Origin of the sequence: Caballeronia glebae (assembly GCF_001545035.1) — a bacterium.
GTDB lineage: Bacteria > Pseudomonadota > Gammaproteobacteria > Burkholderiales > Burkholderiaceae > Caballeronia > Caballeronia glebae.
Map to the genome: position 1 here is coordinate 1 of NZ_FCOJ02000065.1, position 16,058 is coordinate 16,058.

16 protein-coding genes, 1 tRNA gene and 1 pseudogene are annotated in these 16,058 nt (G+C 61.4%); all 18 read left to right on the forward strand.

What is annotated here, in order from left to right; translation table 11 throughout:
• Window positions 1-194: pseudogene (locus tag AWB82_RS30520) on the forward strand (branched-chain amino acid ABC transporter substrate-binding protein); the annotation flags it as partial.
• A 158-nt stretch (window positions 195-352) separates the two neighbouring features.
• Window positions 353-622: a 30S ribosomal protein S15 gene (gene rpsO / locus AWB82_RS30525; protein WP_086973041.1), complete on the forward strand. Its 270-nt coding sequence runs from the start codon at window positions 353-355 to the stop codon at window positions 620-622.
• A gap of 364 nt (window positions 623-986) precedes the next feature.
• Window positions 987-3,125 (forward strand): polyribonucleotide nucleotidyltransferase, encoded by a 2,139-nt coding sequence (gene pnp, locus AWB82_RS30530; RefSeq protein WP_086973042.1) that lies wholly within the window; start codon window positions 987-989, stop codon window positions 3,123-3,125.
• 189 nt (window positions 3,126-3,314) lie between these two features.
• The gene (locus AWB82_RS30535) at window positions 3,315-4,331 is read left to right on the forward strand and encodes an NAD(P)H-quinone oxidoreductase (protein WP_086973043.1); all 1,017 of its coding nucleotides are present in this window, start codon (window positions 3,315-3,317) and stop codon (window positions 4,329-4,331) included.
• 166 nt (window positions 4,332-4,497) lie between these two features.
• Window positions 4,498-5,271: a triose-phosphate isomerase gene (gene tpiA, locus AWB82_RS30540; protein WP_086973044.1), complete on the forward strand. Its 774-nt coding sequence runs from the start codon at window positions 4,498-4,500 to the stop codon at window positions 5,269-5,271.
• Between the two features lie 87 nt (window positions 5,272-5,358).
• On the forward strand, window positions 5,359-5,724 hold the full coding sequence (secG, locus tag AWB82_RS30545) for a preprotein translocase subunit SecG (RefSeq protein WP_086973045.1): 366 nt from the start codon (window positions 5,359-5,361) through the stop codon (window positions 5,722-5,724).
• A gap of 127 nt (window positions 5,725-5,851) precedes the next feature.
• A tRNA-Leu gene (locus AWB82_RS30550) sits at window positions 5,852-5,936 on the forward strand.
• A gap of 215 nt (window positions 5,937-6,151) precedes the next feature.
• The gene (locus AWB82_RS30555; RefSeq protein ID WP_086973046.1) at window positions 6,152-6,511 is read left to right on the forward strand and encodes an NADH-quinone oxidoreductase subunit A; all 360 of its coding nucleotides are present in this window, start codon (window positions 6,152-6,154) and stop codon (window positions 6,509-6,511) included.
• A gap of 61 nt (window positions 6,512-6,572) precedes the next feature.
• Window positions 6,573-7,052: a NuoB/complex I 20 kDa subunit family protein gene (locus AWB82_RS30560; protein WP_006052903.1), complete on the forward strand. Its 480-nt coding sequence runs from the start codon at window positions 6,573-6,575 to the stop codon at window positions 7,050-7,052.
• Window positions 7,053-7,072: 20 nt separating this feature from the next.
• Window positions 7,073-7,675: an NADH-quinone oxidoreductase subunit C gene (locus AWB82_RS30565; RefSeq protein WP_086973047.1), complete on the forward strand. Its 603-nt coding sequence runs from the start codon at window positions 7,073-7,075 to the stop codon at window positions 7,673-7,675.
• Window positions 7,676-7,684: 9 nt separating this feature from the next.
• On the forward strand, window positions 7,685-8,938 hold the full coding sequence (locus AWB82_RS30570; protein WP_086973048.1) for an NADH-quinone oxidoreductase subunit D: 1,254 nt from the start codon (window positions 7,685-7,687) through the stop codon (window positions 8,936-8,938).
• A 151-nt stretch (window positions 8,939-9,089) separates the two neighbouring features.
• Window positions 9,090-9,575 (forward strand): NADH-quinone oxidoreductase subunit NuoE, encoded by a 486-nt coding sequence (gene nuoE / locus AWB82_RS30575; protein ID WP_086973049.1) that lies wholly within the window; start codon window positions 9,090-9,092, stop codon window positions 9,573-9,575.
• Window positions 9,572-10,894, forward strand: a complete 1,323-nt coding sequence (gene nuoF / locus AWB82_RS30580; RefSeq protein ID WP_086973050.1) for an NADH-quinone oxidoreductase subunit NuoF — start codon at window positions 9,572-9,574, stop codon at window positions 10,892-10,894. Before nuoE ends, nuoF begins: the two co-directional genes overlap by 4 nt.
• A gap of 50 nt (window positions 10,895-10,944) precedes the next feature.
• Complete coding sequence (gene nuoG / locus AWB82_RS30585) at window positions 10,945-13,284, forward strand: NADH-quinone oxidoreductase subunit NuoG (protein WP_086973051.1); 2,340 nt, start codon at window positions 10,945-10,947, stop codon at window positions 13,282-13,284.
• A gap of 2 nt (window positions 13,285-13,286) precedes the next feature.
• Entirely contained in the window at window positions 13,287-14,351 is a 1,065-nt protein-coding gene (nuoH, locus tag AWB82_RS30590; RefSeq protein WP_086973052.1) for an NADH-quinone oxidoreductase subunit NuoH, read from the forward strand.
• Between the two features lie 36 nt (window positions 14,352-14,387).
• On the forward strand, window positions 14,388-14,876 hold the full coding sequence (gene nuoI / locus AWB82_RS30595) for an NADH-quinone oxidoreductase subunit NuoI (protein ID WP_008341734.1): 489 nt from the start codon (window positions 14,388-14,390) through the stop codon (window positions 14,874-14,876).
• 175 nt (window positions 14,877-15,051) lie between these two features.
• On the forward strand, window positions 15,052-15,729 hold the full coding sequence (locus AWB82_RS30600) for an NADH-quinone oxidoreductase subunit J (RefSeq protein WP_086973053.1): 678 nt from the start codon (window positions 15,052-15,054) through the stop codon (window positions 15,727-15,729).
• Between the two features lie 20 nt (window positions 15,730-15,749).
• Window positions 15,750-16,055, forward strand: a complete 306-nt coding sequence (nuoK, locus tag AWB82_RS30605; protein WP_007588140.1) for an NADH-quinone oxidoreductase subunit NuoK — start codon at window positions 15,750-15,752, stop codon at window positions 16,053-16,055.
• Window positions 16,056-16,058 lie beyond the last annotated feature (3 nt).

A 16,058-nucleotide genomic window follows, 5' to 3' on the forward strand; every position in this document is an offset into this window, starting at 1 on the left:
CAGCGATGACCCTGCGCGCCGACGATCATCAGGTGATCCAGCCCCTTTACGTGATCGAAATGGACAAGGCGGGAACGAAGGGCGTCGCTTTCGACAACGAAGGTTCGGGTTACGGTTTCCGTACGCTTCTGCACGTCCCGGCCGAAAAGACCGCGCAACCCACGACCTGCCGGATGTCGCGCCCGACGCGCTAGGTCCCCGGTTCGTGCCACGCGGAAGTCCTTCGGCGAGACATTGCGCCGTGATATACTCTGCGCTTCGTTTTTGGCGCATTGCCGGAACCGATTCTTTTTGTAAATCCACGGCACGGCCTTTCTTCCGTGACCGCCTGTCTGTATCAAAGGAAAAGCAAATGTCCGTAGCAGAAGTCAAGAAGTCCGACATCGTCGCTGAACACGCACGCGGCGCAAACGACACCGGTTCTCCTGAAGTGCAAGTCGCACTGCTCACGAGCCGCATCAACGAACTGACTGTTCACTTCAAGGCGCACGCGAAGGATCACCACAGCCGCCGCGGTCTGCTGCGCATGGTGAGCCGTCGCCGTAAGCTGCTCGATTACCTGAAGGGCAAGGACGCAGATCGTTATCGCTCGCTGATCGAAAAGCTGGGTCTGCGCAAGTAATTGGCGCCAAGCATGGCTTTGCGGCCAACGTTCTAATGAAGTGCCTGTGTCAGTCCGCTGATACAGGCACTTTGTTTTTGTGCGTTTCGGTCGTGAAGTGGTGCCCGATCGCGTTTTCGGCAATCGGTGCCGCTTGGTTGCCTCGTAGCCGGAAGTTTCAGCAGTACACAGGCTTAACGCCGGATGAATCCATCCGGCCCGACACTCGGTCCAGCCTCGCAGCGGAGCTTTGTGTCATTCCAGCGCGACGACGTTCATCGAAACGCATCGCGCTGGAATGGCATAACACACCTCTCAAGCGCGGCTCCGGACCTTCCCGCACGCGCCAGTCGACCGGCGCGGCGCAAACGTAGAAGGAGTCGAAATGTTCAATAAAATCGTCAAAGAATTCAAGTGGGGGCAGCACAACGTCCGCCTCGAAACGGGTGAAGTCGCGCGTCAGGCAAGCGGCGCGGTGATCGTCGACATCGAAGATACCGTCGTGCTCGCAACCGTCGTCGGCGCGAAGACCGCCAAGCCGGGTCAGGACTTCTTCCCGCTGACTGTCGACTACCTCGAAAAGACCTACGCCGCCGGCAAGATTCCGGGCGGCTTCTTCCGCCGCGAAGGCCGTCCGTCGGAAGGCGAAACGCTCATCTCGCGCCTGATCGACCGTCCGCTGCGCCCGCTTTTCCCGGAAGGCTACTATAACGAAGTGCAGGTCGTGATCCACGTCCTGTCGCTGAATCCGGACGTCCCGGCCGACATTCCGGCGCTGATCGGCGCATCCGCCGCGCTCGCCGTGTCGGGTCTGCCGTTCAACGGTCCGGTCGGCGCCGCGCGCGTCGCCTACATCAACAACGAGTACGTCCTGAACCCGACGCGCCCGCAGATGAAGGAATCGGCGCTCGATCTCGTCGTCGCGGGCACGGAGCGCGCAGTGCTGATGGTGGAATCGGAAGCGAAGCAGCTTTCCGAAGAAGTGATGCTCGGCGCAGTCGTGTTCGGCCACGAGCAGATGCAAGTCGCCATCGACGCGATCCATGAACTCGTGCGCGACGGCGGCAAGCCCGAGTGGGACTGGAAGCCGGCGCCGAAGAACGAGGCGCTCATCGCGCGCGTCGCGGAAATCGCCAAGCCGGAACTCGAAGCGGCTTATCAGTTGCGCAACAAGCAGGCGCGTTCGGCCAAGCTAAAGGAAGTCTACGCGGCGACGTCGGCGAAGCTGGCGGAAGAAGCCGCGGCGGGCGGCACGGTAGCGGCCGATGCGGCTACGGTCGGCAACGTCCTGTTCGACATCGAAGCGAAGATCGTCCGCACGCAGATCCTGAACGGCGAGCCGCGCATCGACGGTCGCGACACGCGCACGGTTCGTCCGATCGAAATCCGCACGGGCGTGTTGCCGCGTACGCACGGTTCGGCGCTGTTCACGCGTGGCGAGACGCAGGCGCTGGTCGTCGCAACGCTCGGCACGAAGGGCGATGAGCAGAACATCGACGCGCTCGAAGGCGAATACCGCGAGCGTTTCATGCTCCACTACAACATGCCGCCGTTCGCGACGGGCGAGACGGGCCGCGTCGGTTCGCCGAAGCGTCGTGAAATCGGTCACGGCCGTCTGGCCAAGCGCGCGCTGGTCGCGTGTCTGCCGAGCGCCGACGAATTCGGCTACTCGATCCGCGTTGTGTCGGAAATCACGGAATCGAACGGTTCGTCGTCGATGGCTTCGGTCTGCGGCGGCTGCCTCGCGCTGATGGACGCCGGCGTGCCGATGAAAGCGCACGTCGCGGGCATCGCGATGGGCCTGATTCTCGAAGACAACAAGTTCGCGGTTCTGACCGACATCCTGGGCGACGAAGATCACCTCGGCGACATGGACTTCAAGGTGGCCGGCACGTCGCAAGGCGTCACGGCGCTGCAGATGGACATCAAGATCCAGGGCATCACGAAGGAAATCATGCAGGTCGCGCTCGCGCAGGCGAAGGAAGGCCGCATGCACATCCTCGGCAAGATGACCGCCGCGGTTCCGCACACGAACACGGAACTGTCGGACTACGCGCCGCGCATGATCACCATCAAGATCAATCCGGAAAAAATCCGCGACGTGATCGGCAAGGGCGGTTCGGTGATCCGCGCGCTGACGGAAGAAACCGGCACGACCATCGACATTTCGGACGACGGCGTCGTGACGATCGCGAGCACGAGCTCGGAAGGCATGGCCGACGCGAAGAAGCGCATCGAGAACATCACGGCGGAAGTGGAAGTCGGTCAGATCTACGAAGGCCCGGTGCTCAAGCTGCTCGACTTCGGCGCGATCGTGAACATCCTGCCGGGCAAGGACGGTCTGCTGCACATCTCGGAGATCGTCAACGAGCGCGTGAAGGACATCAACGACTACCTGAAGGAAGGCCAGATCGTGAAGGTCAAGGTCATTCAGACGGACGAAAAGGGTCGCGTGCGTCTCTCGGCGAAGGCGCTTCTGAACGAAGGCGCGCAGCAAGCAGAACCCACGCATCCGCAGCAGTAATGCGTTAATGTGTAGACGGCCGGCCGCTTTAGCGAGCCGGCCGTTTTCATGTATGACGCGTCGGACGCTATGCATTGTCCGACGCGTTTTCGGACTCGATGGCAGTGTGTGGAGCGCGGATTGCTTAACGCGCGCGCAGTGCCATCCGGTTCGGATCCACAGTAACTCTGGTCGGCACAGGGAGAGGATATGAAGGCCATCGAAATCACTGAGTTTGGCGCACCCGAAGTCCTGAAACTCGGCGAGCGTCCGACGCCTGCGCCGGGTAAGTGCGAGGTGTTGATCAAAGTGGCCGCTTCCGGCGTGAACCGGCCGGACGTGTTCCAGCGCAAGGGCGCTTATGCGCCGCCGCCGGGCGCGTCGGATCTGCCGGGGCTGGAGGTCGCCGGTGAAATCGTCGATGGCGATTTCGATCCCAGGCACAACCCGTTCGGTCTGAAAAAAGGCGATCGCGTGTGCGCGCTGCTCGCCGGAGGCGGGTACGCCGAATATGCGGTGGCGCCGCTCGAACAGTGTTTGCCGGTGCCGAAGGGCCTGTCGGACATCGAGGCCGCTTCTTTGCCCGAGACGTTCTTCACGGTGTGGAGCAATGTGTTCGAGCGCGGTCAGTTGGGCGCGGGCGAGAACGGCGAGGAAGAGACGCTACTCGTGCAGGGCGGATCGAGCGGCATCGGCGTGACGGCGATTCAAATCGCCAAGGCGCTTGGCTTTCGCGTGTTCGCCACGGCCGGCACCGATGAAAAGTGCCGCGCGTGCGAAGCGCTCGGCGCGGAACGGGCGATCAACTACAAGACGGAGGATTTCGTCGAAGTGGTCAAGTCGCTGACGAACGACCGCGGCGTCGACGTCATTCTGGACATGGTCGCCGGCGATTATCTTCAGCGCGAGCTCAAGGCGCTGGCCGACGGCGGCCGCATCTGCGTGATCGCGCTGCTCGGCGGCGCGAAGGCGGAGATCAATCTGAACGACGTGCTGCGGCGGCGTCTCGTTATCACAGGCTCGACGCTGCGTCCGCGTCCTGTCGCGTTCAAGGCGAAGCTCGCGGCAAAGCTGAAGGAGCGCGTTTGGCCGGAAATTGAGGCCGGACGCATCAAGCCGGTGATCCATCAGGTCTTCCCGGCGCACGATGCGGCCGCCGCGCACGCGCTGATGGAAAGCAGCACGCATGTCGGCAAGATCGTGCTCGACTGGCGCGACGACGTGTGAATTTTCATTGCGGGCGCGTGCTGCATGTTGCGTCCCGCTTTTGACGGTTTGACCGGTTTCGTCGGAACACAGTAAAATCGCCTGTTTTGCAAGCAGTTTGCGGTTCGTAGCGGTTCATTTTTATAACAGGGCGGCTCTTGCAAGCCGTCGCCGACTGACGAGACATATGTCCAGAGAACGAGCGAAACTGGTGGTGGGCAACTGGAAGATGCACGGCCGCATCGGGGACAATGCGACCTTGCTGACCGAAGTCGCCGCAGGTGCATCGGCTTTGCAAAAGGGCGTGAGCGTCGGCGTGTGCGTGCCCTGTCCTTATCTCGCGCAATCGCAGGCGCTCCTGAGCGGCTCGGTGGTGCGTTGGGGCATTCAGGATGTGTCGGCGCATACGGGCGGGGCCTTCACCGGCGAAGTCGCGGCCCAGATGGCGGCGGATTTCGGCGTCACATACGCGATCGTCGGGCATTCGGAGCGACGCGCGTATCATCTCGAAAGTCCGGAACTCGTTGCCTCGAAAGCGCAGCGCGCAATCGAAGCGGGGCTTACGCCGATTCTCTGCGTCGGCGAAACGCTGGAAGAGCGTGAGGCGGGCACGACCGAGCAGGTCATCGGCACTCAGCTTGAGGCCGTGCTGTCGACTCTGACCGAAGAGCAGGCGGCGGGCATCGTGGTCGCGTACGAACCGGTCTGGGCGATCGGCACGGGCAAGACCGCACGGCCGGGGCAGGCGCAGGATGTCCATGCGTTCCTGCGTCGCAAGCTGCTGGAGAAGGGTGCGACGGTTGCGAACGTGCCGCTCTTGTATGGCGGCAGCGTGAAGCCGGAAAACGCGGAGGAGCTGTTCGGGCAAAAGGACATCGACGGCGGGCTGATTGGCGGCGCGTCGCTGCAGTCGAAGGAATTTTTGGCGATCTGCCGGGCGGCGCAAACCGTTACGCATTGAGCGTCTAACGGCGGGCGGGCAGGGCAGGCGAAAGAGCATCGTGCGACACGAACGTGTCACGGAACATCAGGAATCGGGTGAGTTGAAATGCTGTATTTGAAGACATTGATTATCGTCGTTCAGTTGTTGTCGGCGTTGGGTGTTATCGGCCTCGTGCTGCTTCAGCACGGCAAGGGCGCGGACATGGGCGCGGCCTTCGGTAGCGGCGCATCGGGCAGTCTGTTCGGTGCAACGGGTTCGGCCAACTTTCTGTCGCGTACCACCGCGGTTCTCGCCGCGGTCTTTTTCGTGACGACGCTGACGCTGACTTACCTCGGCAGCTACAAGCCGCAGACGTCCGCGGGCGTGCTGGGCGGCGCGGCTCCCGTGCCGGCATCTGTGTCCGCGGGGGCCTCTGCGCCTGCTTCGGCACCGGTCGCTTCGTCCGCGCCGGGCGCTGACGTTCCCAAATAACGCCAGAACAGATTTTTCGCGAAATTTGCATTTTGTGCGTTGAACAATTCGTAGGGCCCAGTTATAATTCAAGTCTTGAAGCGATTCGCGGCAATTAAGAAGTAGTTTTCCCGGATTGCAGTACAGTGCCGACGTGGTGAAATTGGTAGACACGCTATCTTGAGGGGGTAGTGGCGAAAGCTGTGCGAGTTCGAGTCTCGCCGTCGGCACCAAAGTTATCCAATGCCAGCCGCATGCATCGCTTCGGCTGGCATTGTCACTTCTGGAGTACGCTTACGTTTTCATGTCGGCATCGACAACCATCAAAGCGGTTGTCACAGTGTGCTGATATCGTGAGCGGTCCCAAGTGATATCTCCCGCCGGGTGGTCCGTCCCGGCTGAAGCGCTCCAATCAATACAGGCCACATCTACCGATCTGAGGATAGCCTTGAACCTCGCACCCTATTACCCCGTCTTCTTGTTTATTGTGGTAGGCCTTGGTTTGGGTATAGCGTTGGTCAGTATCGGCAAGATCCTTGGTCCCAACAGGCCCGACACCGAGAAAAATGCGCCGTACGAATGCGGCTTCGAAGCCTTCGAAGACGCGCGTATGAAGTTCGATGTGCGCTACTATCTCGTCGCGATTCTTTTCATCATATTCGATCTTGAGACGGCGTTCCTGTTCCCGTGGGGCGTGTCCCTGCGCGACATCGGCTGGCCTGGTTTCCTGGCGATGATGATTTTTCTGCTCGAATTTTTGCTTGGTTTCGCCTACATCTGGAGAAAGGGCGGACTCGACTGGGAATGACAGTTAGATTACCGGATTCATGGGCGGCTTTGGCTGGCGGCTCATCTGGAGTGGAAAACAAATGAGTATCGAAGGGGTCTTGAAGGAAGGCTTTGTCACCACCACGGCTGACAAGCTCATCAACTGGACGCGCACCGGCTCCTTATGGCCGATGACGTTCGGTCTCGCATGCTGCGCGGTCGAAATGATGCACGCGGGCGCCGCCCGTTACGATCTGGATCGTTTCGGCGTGGTGTTTCGTCCGAGTCCGCGCCAGTCCGACGTGATGATCGTTGCCGGCACGCTGTGCAACAAGATGGCGCCCGCGCTTCGTAAGGTGTACGACCAGATGGCCGAGCCGCGCTGGGTCATCTCCATGGGTTCGTGCGCAAACGGCGGCGGCTACTATCACTATTCGTATTCGGTCGTGCGTGGCTGCGACCGGATCGTGCCGGTCGATGTGTACGTTCCCGGTTGTCCTCCGACCGCCGAAGCCCTGGTCTACGGCGTGATCCAGTTGCAGGCGAAGATTCGCCGCACCAACACCATTGCCCGTCAGTAAGGGCTGAGTCTCCCCAAACTATGGCAAGCAAACTCGAGACCCTCAAAGCGAACCTCGAGACGGCGTTTGGCGACCGTCTCCAGAGCATTACCGAGTCGCTGGGTCAGGTGACGGTCGTCGTCAAGGCGGCCAACTATCTGGACGTCTGCAAGCAGCTGCGCGACGACTCGTCGCTGCGCTTCGAGCAGCTCATGGACCTCTCCGGCGTCGATTATTCGACCTACGGCGACGGCGTCTACGACGGTCCGCGTTTCGCGGCCGTGAGCCATCTTCTCTCGATCACGAACAACTGGCGCGTGCGTGTGCGCGTGTTCGCTCCGGACGACGAAGTGCCCATCGTGCCTTCGGTGGTCGACATCTGGTCGTCGGCGAACTGGTACGAGCGTGAGGCGTTCGACCTCTACGGCATCGTGTTCGAAGGCCATCCCGACCTGCGCCGCATTCTCACGGACTACGGCTTCATCGGCCATCCGTTCCGCAAGGACTTTCCGGTCTCCGGTTACGTCGAAATGCGCTACGACCCGGAGGAGAGGCGCGTGGTCTACCAGCCCGTGACGATCGAACCGCGCGAAATCACGCCGCGCGTGATCCGCGAAGATCGCTATGGCGGTCTGAAACATTAAGAGAACGCCATGGCAGAGATCAAGAATTACACGCTGAACTTTGGCCCGCAGCACCCGGCAGCGCACGGCGTGCTGCGCCTCGTGCTGGAACTCGACGGCGAAGTGATTCAGCGCGCCGACCCGCACATCGGTCTGCTGCATCGCGCGACCGAGAAGCTCGCCGAGACCAAGACCTTTCTGCAGTCCGTGCCGTATATGGACCGTCTCGACTATGTGTCGATGATGGTCAACGAGCACGGCTATGTGCTGGCTATCGAAAAGCTGCTCGGCATCGACGTGCCGATCCGCGCGAAGTACATCCGCGTGCTGTTCGACGAAATCACGCGTGTGCTGAATCACCTGATGTGGATCGGCTCGCACGCGCTGGACGTCGGCGCAATGGCGGTGTTCCTCTACGCGTTTCGCGAGCGCGAAGACCTGATGGACGTCTACGAGGCGGTGTCGGGCGCGCGCATGCACGCGGCCTACTATCGTCCGGGCGGTGTCTATCGCGATCTGCCGGACGCGATGCCGCAATACAAGGCGTCGAAGATCCGCAACGCGAAGGCGCTCGACAGGATGAACGAGACCCGCCAAGGCTCGTTGCTCGACTTCATCGAAGACTTTTTCAATCGCTTTCCGGGTTGTGTCGACGAGTACGAAACGCTGCTCACCGACAACCGCATCTGGAAGCAGCGTCTCGTGGGCATCGGCGTGGTGAGTCCGGAGCGCGCGTTGCAGATGGGTCTTTCGGGCGCGATGTTGCGCGGCTCGGGCATCGAGTGGGACTTGCGCAAGAAGCAGCCCTACGAAGTGTACGATCAGCTCGACTTCGATATCCCCGTCGGCGTGAATGGCGATTGCTACGACCGCTATCTGGTGCGCGTGGAAGAAATGCGTCAGTCGGTCCGCATCGCCCAACAGTGCATTGCGTGGCTGCGCAAGAATCCCGGCCCTGTGATGGTCGATAATCACAAGGTTGCGCCGCCGTCGCGCGTCGGCATGAAGAGCAACATGGAAGAGCTGATTCACCATTTCAAGCTCTTCACCGAAGGCTTCCACGTGCCGGAAGGCGAAACGTACGCGGCCGTGGAGCACCCGAAGGGCGAGTTCGGCATCTACCTGATTTCGGATGGCGCGAACAAGCCGTATCGCCTGAAGATTCGCGCGCCGGGCTATGCGCATCTCGCATCGCTCGATGAAATGGCGCGAGGCCACATGATCGCCGACGCTGTGACGATCATCGGTACGCAAGACATCGTGTTCGGCGAGATCGATCGCTGATTCACTGCCGCCTGCGCGGTGTGCTCGTCGAGCCGCCGTGCATGAAAACGCGAAAGCAATAACAGGAATCCGCAGGAACGCCAGGTCTGCCGCAATACGAAGGGCGCGGCAGGTTTTCGTTCGGTAGGAATTGAAAGAGTCGTGTCTGAAAATGATCTCAGCTGAAGGCCTGAAAGAAATCGATCGCGCGGTCGCGAAGTATCCCGCCGAGCAAAAGCAATCGGCGGTGATGGCGGCGCTTGCTGTCGCTCAGGAAGAGCATGGTTGGCTCTCGCCCGAAGTCATGCAGTTCGTGGCCGATTACCTGAGCATGCCGCCCGTGGCGGTGCAGGAAGTCGCCACGTTCTACACGATGTACGAGCTGAAGCCGGTCGGTAAGCACAAGATCACGCTCTGCACGAATCTGCCTTGCCAGCTCGGTCCGGACGGCGGTTCGGACAGCGCCGCCGAATATCTCAAGCAGAAGCTTGGAATCGATTTCGGCGAGACCACGGCCGATGGCAAATTCACGCTCAAGGAAGGCGAGTGCTTCGGCGCCTGCGGCGACGCGCCCGTGCTGCTCGTGAACAACCATCGCATGTGCAGCTTCATGAGCCGCGAGAAGATCGACCAGTTGATCGAGGAACTTTCGAAATGACGTCACTCCACGATCGTCACATCAAGCCGCTGATCCTCGCTGGACTTACCGGTGAGAACTGGCATCTCGAAGATTACGTCGCGCGCGGTGGCTACAAGCAGCTGCGCCGCATTCTCGAAGAGAAGATTTCGCCCGAGCAGGTGATCGCCGACGTCAAGGCGTCGGGTCTGCGCGGCCGCGGCGGTGCGGGCTTCCCGACCGGCCTCAAATGGAGCTTCATGCCGCGTCAGTTTCCGGGGCAGAAGTATCTCGTCTGCAATTCGGACGAAGGCGAGCCTGGCACGTTCAAGGATCGCGACATCCTGCGCTGGAACCCGCACGCGTTGATCGAAGGCATGGCCATCGGCGCGTATGCGATGGGCATCACCATCGGCTACAACTATATCCACGGCGAGATTTTCGAAGTCTATCGCGTGTTCGAGGCGGCGCTCGAAGAAGCGCGCCAGGCCGGCTATCTCGGCGCGAACATCCTGGGCTCCGGGTTCTCGTTCGAGTTGTATGCGCACCACGGTTACGGCGCGTACATTTGCGGCGAAGAAACCGCGCTGCTCGAATCGCTCGAAGGCAAGAAAGGCCAGCCGCGCTTCAAGCCGCCGTTCCCGGCGAGCTTCGGCGTGTACGGCAAGCCGACCACGATCAACAACACCGAAACGTTCGCGGCCGTGCCGTTCCTGCTGGAAGTCGGCCCGCAGAACTACCTCGAACTCGGCAAGCCGAACAACGGTGGCACGAAGATTTTCTCGGTGTCGGGCGACGTCAATCGTCCGGGCAACTACGAAGTCCCTCTCGGCACGCCGTTCTCGACCCTGATGGAACTGGCGGGCGGTGTGCGCGGCAAGTCGGTCAAGGCCGTGATTCCGGGTGGCTCGTCCGCGCCGGTCGTGCCAGGCGACATGATGCTCGCGACCGACATGGACTACGATTCGATCGCGAAGGCCGGCTCGATGCTGGGCTCGGGCGCGGTCATCGTGATGAACGAAACGCGCTGCATGGTGCGCTCGTTGTTGCGCCTGTCGTACTTCTACTATGAAGAGTCGTGCGGTCAGTGCACGCCGTGCCGTGAGGGCACGGGCTGGCTGTATCGCGTGGTGCATCGCATCGAGCACGGTCTCGGCCGCAAGGAAGATCTGGATCTGCTGAATTCAGTCGCCGAGAACATCATGGGTCGCACGATCTGCGCGCTGGGCGATGCTGCGGCAATGCCCGTGCGCGGCATGCTCAAGCACTTCTGGGACGAATTCGAATATCACGTCGAGCACAAGCATTGTCTCGTCGGCGGGCACGCGCATCATGCGCCGTCCGAAGCGCTTACCGCGTAATCAGGCGCGCAGTCAGATGCGCGGACATGGGTTGAGGATCTTTATCCATCATGGTTGAACTAGAAATTGACGGCAAGACGGTCGAGGTGCCTGAAGGCAGCATGGTGATCCAGGCTGCGCACAAGGTCGATACGTACATTCCTCACTTCTGCTATCACAAGAAGCTCTCGATCGCGGCGAACTGCCGGATGTGCCTCGTCGAAGTCGAGAAGATGCCGAAGGCTGTTCCCGCCTGCGCTACGCCGGTGTCGAACGGGATGATCGTGCGCACCACGTCCGACAAGGCCGTGAAGGCTCAGCAGTCGGTGATGGAATTCCTGCTGATCAACCACCCGCTCGATTGCCCGATCTGCGATCAGGGCGGCGAGTGCCAGTTGCAGGATCTGGCCGTCGGTTACGGCAAGTCGCAGTCGCGCTACAGCGAAGAAAAGCGCGTGGTGTTCCACAAGAACGTCGGCCCGCTCATCTCGATGGAAGAGATGTCGCGCTGCATCCACTGCACGCGCTGCGTTCGCTTCGGCCAGGAAGTCGCCGGCGTGATGGAGCTCGGCATGCTGGGTCGCGGCGAGCATTCGGAAATCACGTCGTTCGTCGGCAAGACCGTGGATTCGGAACTGTCGGGCAACATGATCGACCTGTGCCCGGTCGGTGCGTTGACGAGCAAGCCGTTCCGCTACAGCGCGCGTACGTGGGAACTGTCGCGCCGCAAGTCGGTGAGCCCGCACGATTCGGTCGGCGCGAACCTCGTGGTGCAAGTGAAGAACAACCGTGTGATGCGCGTTCTGCCGATGGAAAACGAAACCATCAACGAATGCTGGATCTCGGACAAGGACCGGTTCTCGTACGAAGGGCTGAACGGCGACGAGCGTCTCACCACGCCGATGTTGAAGCAGGGCGGCAACTGGATCGAAACCGACTGGCAGACCGCGCTCGAATACGTCGCGAAGGGTTTGAAGGGCATCAAGGCGGATCATGGCGCGAACGCCATCGCCGCATTGGCCACGCCGCACAGCACGGTCGAAGAACTGCATCTGCTGAAGCAACTGGCTGAAGGCGTCGGCACGCCGAACGTCGACTTCCGTCTGCGCCAGAACGATTTCTCGGCGCCGGTGAGCGTCGGCGCGCCGTGGCTCGGTACGAAAATCGCGGATTTGTCGACCATCGACACCGCATTCGTGATCGGCTCGTTCCTGCGTCGCGATCATCCGCTGTTCGCCGCGCGTCTGCGTCAGGCAGCGAAGAATGGCGCGAAGATCACTTTCCTCAACGCCAGCAACGACGACTCGCTTATTCCGACCGCGCATCGCCTGGTCGCGGCGCCGTCGGCGTGGCTGGATCAGTTGGCCGGCATCGCTGCCGCGGTTGCGGAAGCGCGCGGCGTCGCGCTGCCGGACGCGTTCGCAGCACGCGAAGTGTCGGCGGCGGCGAAAGACGTCGCGGCATCGCTGTCGGCGGGCGAAGTGCGCGTCGTGCTACTCGGCAACCTCGCGGTTCAGCATCCGGATTTTGCGCAAATTCAGGCGGCGGCCCAGTGGATCGCCGACAATACCGGCGCGACGCTCGGCTTCCTTACGGAAGGCGCGAACTCGGTCGGCGCGCATCTCGTCGATGCATTGCCGGGCGAGGGCGGTCTCAACGCACGCGAAGTGTTCGAGCAGCCGCGCAAGGGCTACGTGCTGCTGAACGCCGAGCCGGAATTCGACACGGCCAGTCCGGCGCAGGCCATCGCCGCGCTGAAGGCCGCGGAAATGGTCGTCGTGATGTCGCCGTTCAAGCACGGCATGGACTACGCGGACGTGCTGCTGCCGATCGCGCCGTTCACGGAAACGTCGGGCACGTTCGTCAACGCGCAAGGCACGGCGCAGTCGTTCAACGGCGTCGTGCGCGCGCTGGGCGAAACGCGTCCGGGCTGGAAGGTGTTGCGCGTGTTGGGCACGATCCTCGGTCTGCCGGGCTTCGAGTTCGACACGGCTGAAGAAGTGCGTATCGCGGCGTTGGGCACGGGCGATCTGAGCGCGCGGCTTTCGAACAAGACGACGGTGCAGGCGCGGCGCGCGGCATCGAACATCGCGTTGAACGGCAGCGGCCTGCAGCGTCTCGCCGATGTGCCGATCTATCACGCCGATGCGCTCGTGCGCCGCGCGCCGTCGCTGCATCTGACGGCGGCCGCACGCGATGCGAACGTGGCGGGCCTCCCGACCGCGCTGTTCGACAAGCTCGGCCTGAAGGACGGCGAAGCAGTGCGTATCCGCCAAGGTAATCTGTCGGTGACATTGCCCGCGGTCCGCGATGCGAACCTCGCGGAATCGGTGGTCCGCGTGTCGGCGGGCACGACGGCTGGCGCCGCGCTCGGCGGCCTGTTCGGTGAACTGGTAGTGGAGAAGGCGTAAAAATGGGCTTGTTCGATACGATCAACGCAGGCGGCTCGCAGCTTCTGGGCTTCGCATGGCCGACGGTGTGGGCGGTGGTCCGCATCCTGGTGGTTTCGGTGGTCATCCTGCTGTGCGTGGCGTACCTGATTCTCTGGGAACGCAAGCTCATCGGCTGGATGCACGTGCGTCTTGGCCCGAACCGCGTCGGTCCGGCTGGTTTGCTGCAGCCGATCGCAGACGTGCTGAAGCTTCTGCTCAAGGAAGTCATTCAGCCGACGGCGGCCAGCAAGTGGATCTACATGATCGCGCCGATCATGACCGTGGTGCCGGCCTTCGCGGTCTGGGCGGTCATTCCGTTCCAGGCAAAGGCGGTGCTCGGCGACATCAACGCTGGGCTGCTGTACGCCATGGCCATTTCGTCGATTGGCGTGTACGGCGTGATTCTCGCCGGCTGGGCGTCGAACTCGAAGTACGCGTTCCTCGGCGCGATGCGCGCCGCGGCGCAGATGGTGTCCTACGAAATCTCGATGGGCTTCGCGCTCGTCGTGGTACTGATGGTCGCGGGTTCGCTGAACATGTCGGAAATCGTGCACTCGCAGCAACGCGGCATTTTCGCGGGCTTCGGGGTCAACTTCCTGTCGTGGAACTGGCTGCCGCTCCTGCCGATGTTCGTCGTGTACTTCATCTCGGGCATCGCCGAAACGAACCGTCACCCGTTCGACGTGGTGGAAGGCGAATCGGAAATCGTCGCGGGCCACATGATCGATTACTCGGGCATGGCGTTCGCGCTGTTCTTCCTCGCCGAGTACATCAACATGATCGTGATCTCGGCGATCGCGACGACGCTGTTCCTCGGCGGCTGGGATGCACCGTTTGGCTTCCTGACGTTCATTCCGGGCGTATTCTGGTTTGTTTTCAAGGTTTTCCTGCTGCTGTCGGTCTTCATCTGGGCGCGTGCGACTTTCCCGCGTTACCGCTACGACCAGATCATGCGCCTCGGCTGGAAGGTCTTCCTGCCGGTGTCGGTGGTCTGGGTGGTCGTGGTCGGTTTCTGGATCATGTCGCCGCTCAACATCTGGAAGTAGTCGGACGAACCCAGGACAAGAGCGGACCAAATCATCATGAACGCAATTCAGAACTTCTTCAAAACCTTCTTCCTGACCGAGCTGCTGAAGGGTCTCGCGCTGACGGGTCGTTACACGTTCCAGCGCAAGATCACGGTGCAGTTCCCGGAAGAAAAGACCCCGATCTCGCCGCGTTTTCGCGGCCTGCACGCGCTGCGCCGTTACGAAAACGGCGAGGAGCGCTGCATCGCCTGCAAGCTGTGCGAAGCAGTGTGCCCGGCGATGGCGATCACGATCGAATCGGAAACGCGCGCGGACAACACCCGTCGCACGACGCGTTACGACATCGACCTGACCAAATGCATCTTCTGCGGTTTCTGCGAAGAAAGCTGCCCGGTCGACTCGATCGTCGAGACGCATATTCTCGAATATCACGGCGAAAAGCGCGGCGACCTGTATTTCACAAAAGACATGCTGCTTGCGGTGGGCGATCGCTACGAGACGGAAATCGCCGCGTCGAAGGCGGCTGACGCGCCTTATCGTTGATATGAGTGCGATGCCCGGAACCTGATGTTCCGGGCATCGCGCCAGAGCGACTTTGTTGTTGCTGTTTGGCACACTGCGGCGCGCGCCGAGGTCGTGTTCTGTCCGTTCAAAGGAAGAACAGCCACGAGCGCCGACACACCATGCCTGATGATGGCCTAACGATGAACCGGTAATCATGGAATTCACAACCGTACTGTTCTATATCTTCGCGCTGCTGCTGGTCGTTTCCGCGCTGAAGGTGATCACTTCGCGCAACCCGGTGTCATCCGCGCTCTTCCTCGTGCTCTCGTTCTTCAACGCGGCCGCGATCTGGATGCTGCTGCAAGCCGAATTCCTCGCGATTCTGCTGGTTCTCGTGTACGTCGGCGCCGTGATGGTGCTGTTCCTGTTCGTGGTCATGATGCTCGACATCAACATCGACGTGCTGCGGCGGGATTTCAAGCGCTTCGTGCCGCTCGCGAGCATCGTCGGCGCGATCATCGTGATCGAAACGGCGCTGATCCTGTGGCACGGCTACGGCGGCACGGTCACGCCCGAAACCTCGGCGGCGGTGACTGGCGCAGCGGTGATGCCGAACACGCAACTGATCGGCAAGGTCATCTACACCGATTACATCTTCGCGTTCGAAATCGCTGGCCTCGTGCTGCTGGTCGCGATCATCGCGGCGATCTCGCTCACGGTCCGCGACAAGAAGGACAAGAAGACGCAAACGGTCAGCCAGCAAGTCAAGGTGCGCGCTCAAGACCGCGTGCGAATCGTGAAGATGAAGTCCGAGACGGAGGCGCCGGACGCCTCCACCGAACCTGCCGTGACCGGCAACATCGGCGCGGGCACGGTCGACAACAAGGGCTGAGCGCGAAGGAGATATCGAATATGTTGAGTCTTGCCCATTACCTCGTGCTCGGTGCGATCCTCTTTGCGATCAGCATCGTCGGCATCTTCCTGAACCGCCGCAATGTCATCATCATCCTGATGGCCATCGAATTGATGCTGCTCGCGGTGAACACCAATTTCGTCGCGTTCTCACACTATCTGGGCGATGTGCACGGCCAGATTTTCGTGTTCTTCGTGCTGACCGTCGCCGCTGCTGAAGCCGCGATCGGCCTCGCGATTCTCGTGACCCTGTTCCGTAGCCTCGACACGATTAACGTCGAGGACCTCGATCAGCTCAAAGGTTAATTT

Excerpts from the sequence above, each read along its gene's own strand:
- rpsO (WP_086973041.1), top strand. The coding sequence starts at position 353 with ATGTCCGTAGCAGAAGTCAAGAAGTCCGACATCGTCGCTGAACACGCA.
- pnp (WP_086973042.1), top strand. The coding sequence starts at position 987 with ATGTTCAATAAAATCGTCAAAGAATTCAAGTGGGGGCAGCACAACGTC.
- AWB82_RS30535 (WP_086973043.1), top strand. The coding sequence starts at position 3,315 with ATGAAGGCCATCGAAATCACTGAGTTTGGCGCACCCGAAGTCCTGAAA.
- tpiA (WP_086973044.1), top strand. The coding sequence starts at position 4,498 with ATGTCCAGAGAACGAGCGAAACTGGTGGTGGGCAACTGGAAGATGCAC.
- secG (WP_086973045.1), top strand. The coding sequence starts at position 5,359 with ATGCTGTATTTGAAGACATTGATTATCGTCGTTCAGTTGTTGTCGGCG.
- AWB82_RS30560 (WP_006052903.1), top strand. The coding sequence starts at position 6,573 with ATGAGTATCGAAGGGGTCTTGAAGGAAGGCTTTGTCACCACCACGGCT.
- AWB82_RS30565 (WP_086973047.1), top strand. The coding sequence starts at position 7,073 with ATGGCAAGCAAACTCGAGACCCTCAAAGCGAACCTCGAGACGGCGTTT.
- AWB82_RS30570 (WP_086973048.1), top strand. The coding sequence starts at position 7,685 with ATGGCAGAGATCAAGAATTACACGCTGAACTTTGGCCCGCAGCACCCG.
- nuoE (WP_086973049.1), top strand. The coding sequence starts at position 9,090 with ATGATCTCAGCTGAAGGCCTGAAAGAAATCGATCGCGCGGTCGCGAAG.
- nuoF (WP_086973050.1), top strand. The coding sequence starts at position 9,572 with ATGACGTCACTCCACGATCGTCACATCAAGCCGCTGATCCTCGCTGGA.
- nuoG (WP_086973051.1), top strand. The coding sequence starts at position 10,945 with ATGGTTGAACTAGAAATTGACGGCAAGACGGTCGAGGTGCCTGAAGGC.
- nuoH (WP_086973052.1), top strand. The coding sequence starts at position 13,287 with ATGGGCTTGTTCGATACGATCAACGCAGGCGGCTCGCAGCTTCTGGGC.
- nuoI (WP_008341734.1), top strand. The coding sequence starts at position 14,388 with ATGAACGCAATTCAGAACTTCTTCAAAACCTTCTTCCTGACCGAGCTG.
- AWB82_RS30600 (WP_086973053.1), top strand. The coding sequence starts at position 15,052 with ATGGAATTCACAACCGTACTGTTCTATATCTTCGCGCTGCTGCTGGTC.
- nuoK (WP_007588140.1), top strand. The coding sequence starts at position 15,750 with ATGTTGAGTCTTGCCCATTACCTCGTGCTCGGTGCGATCCTCTTTGCG.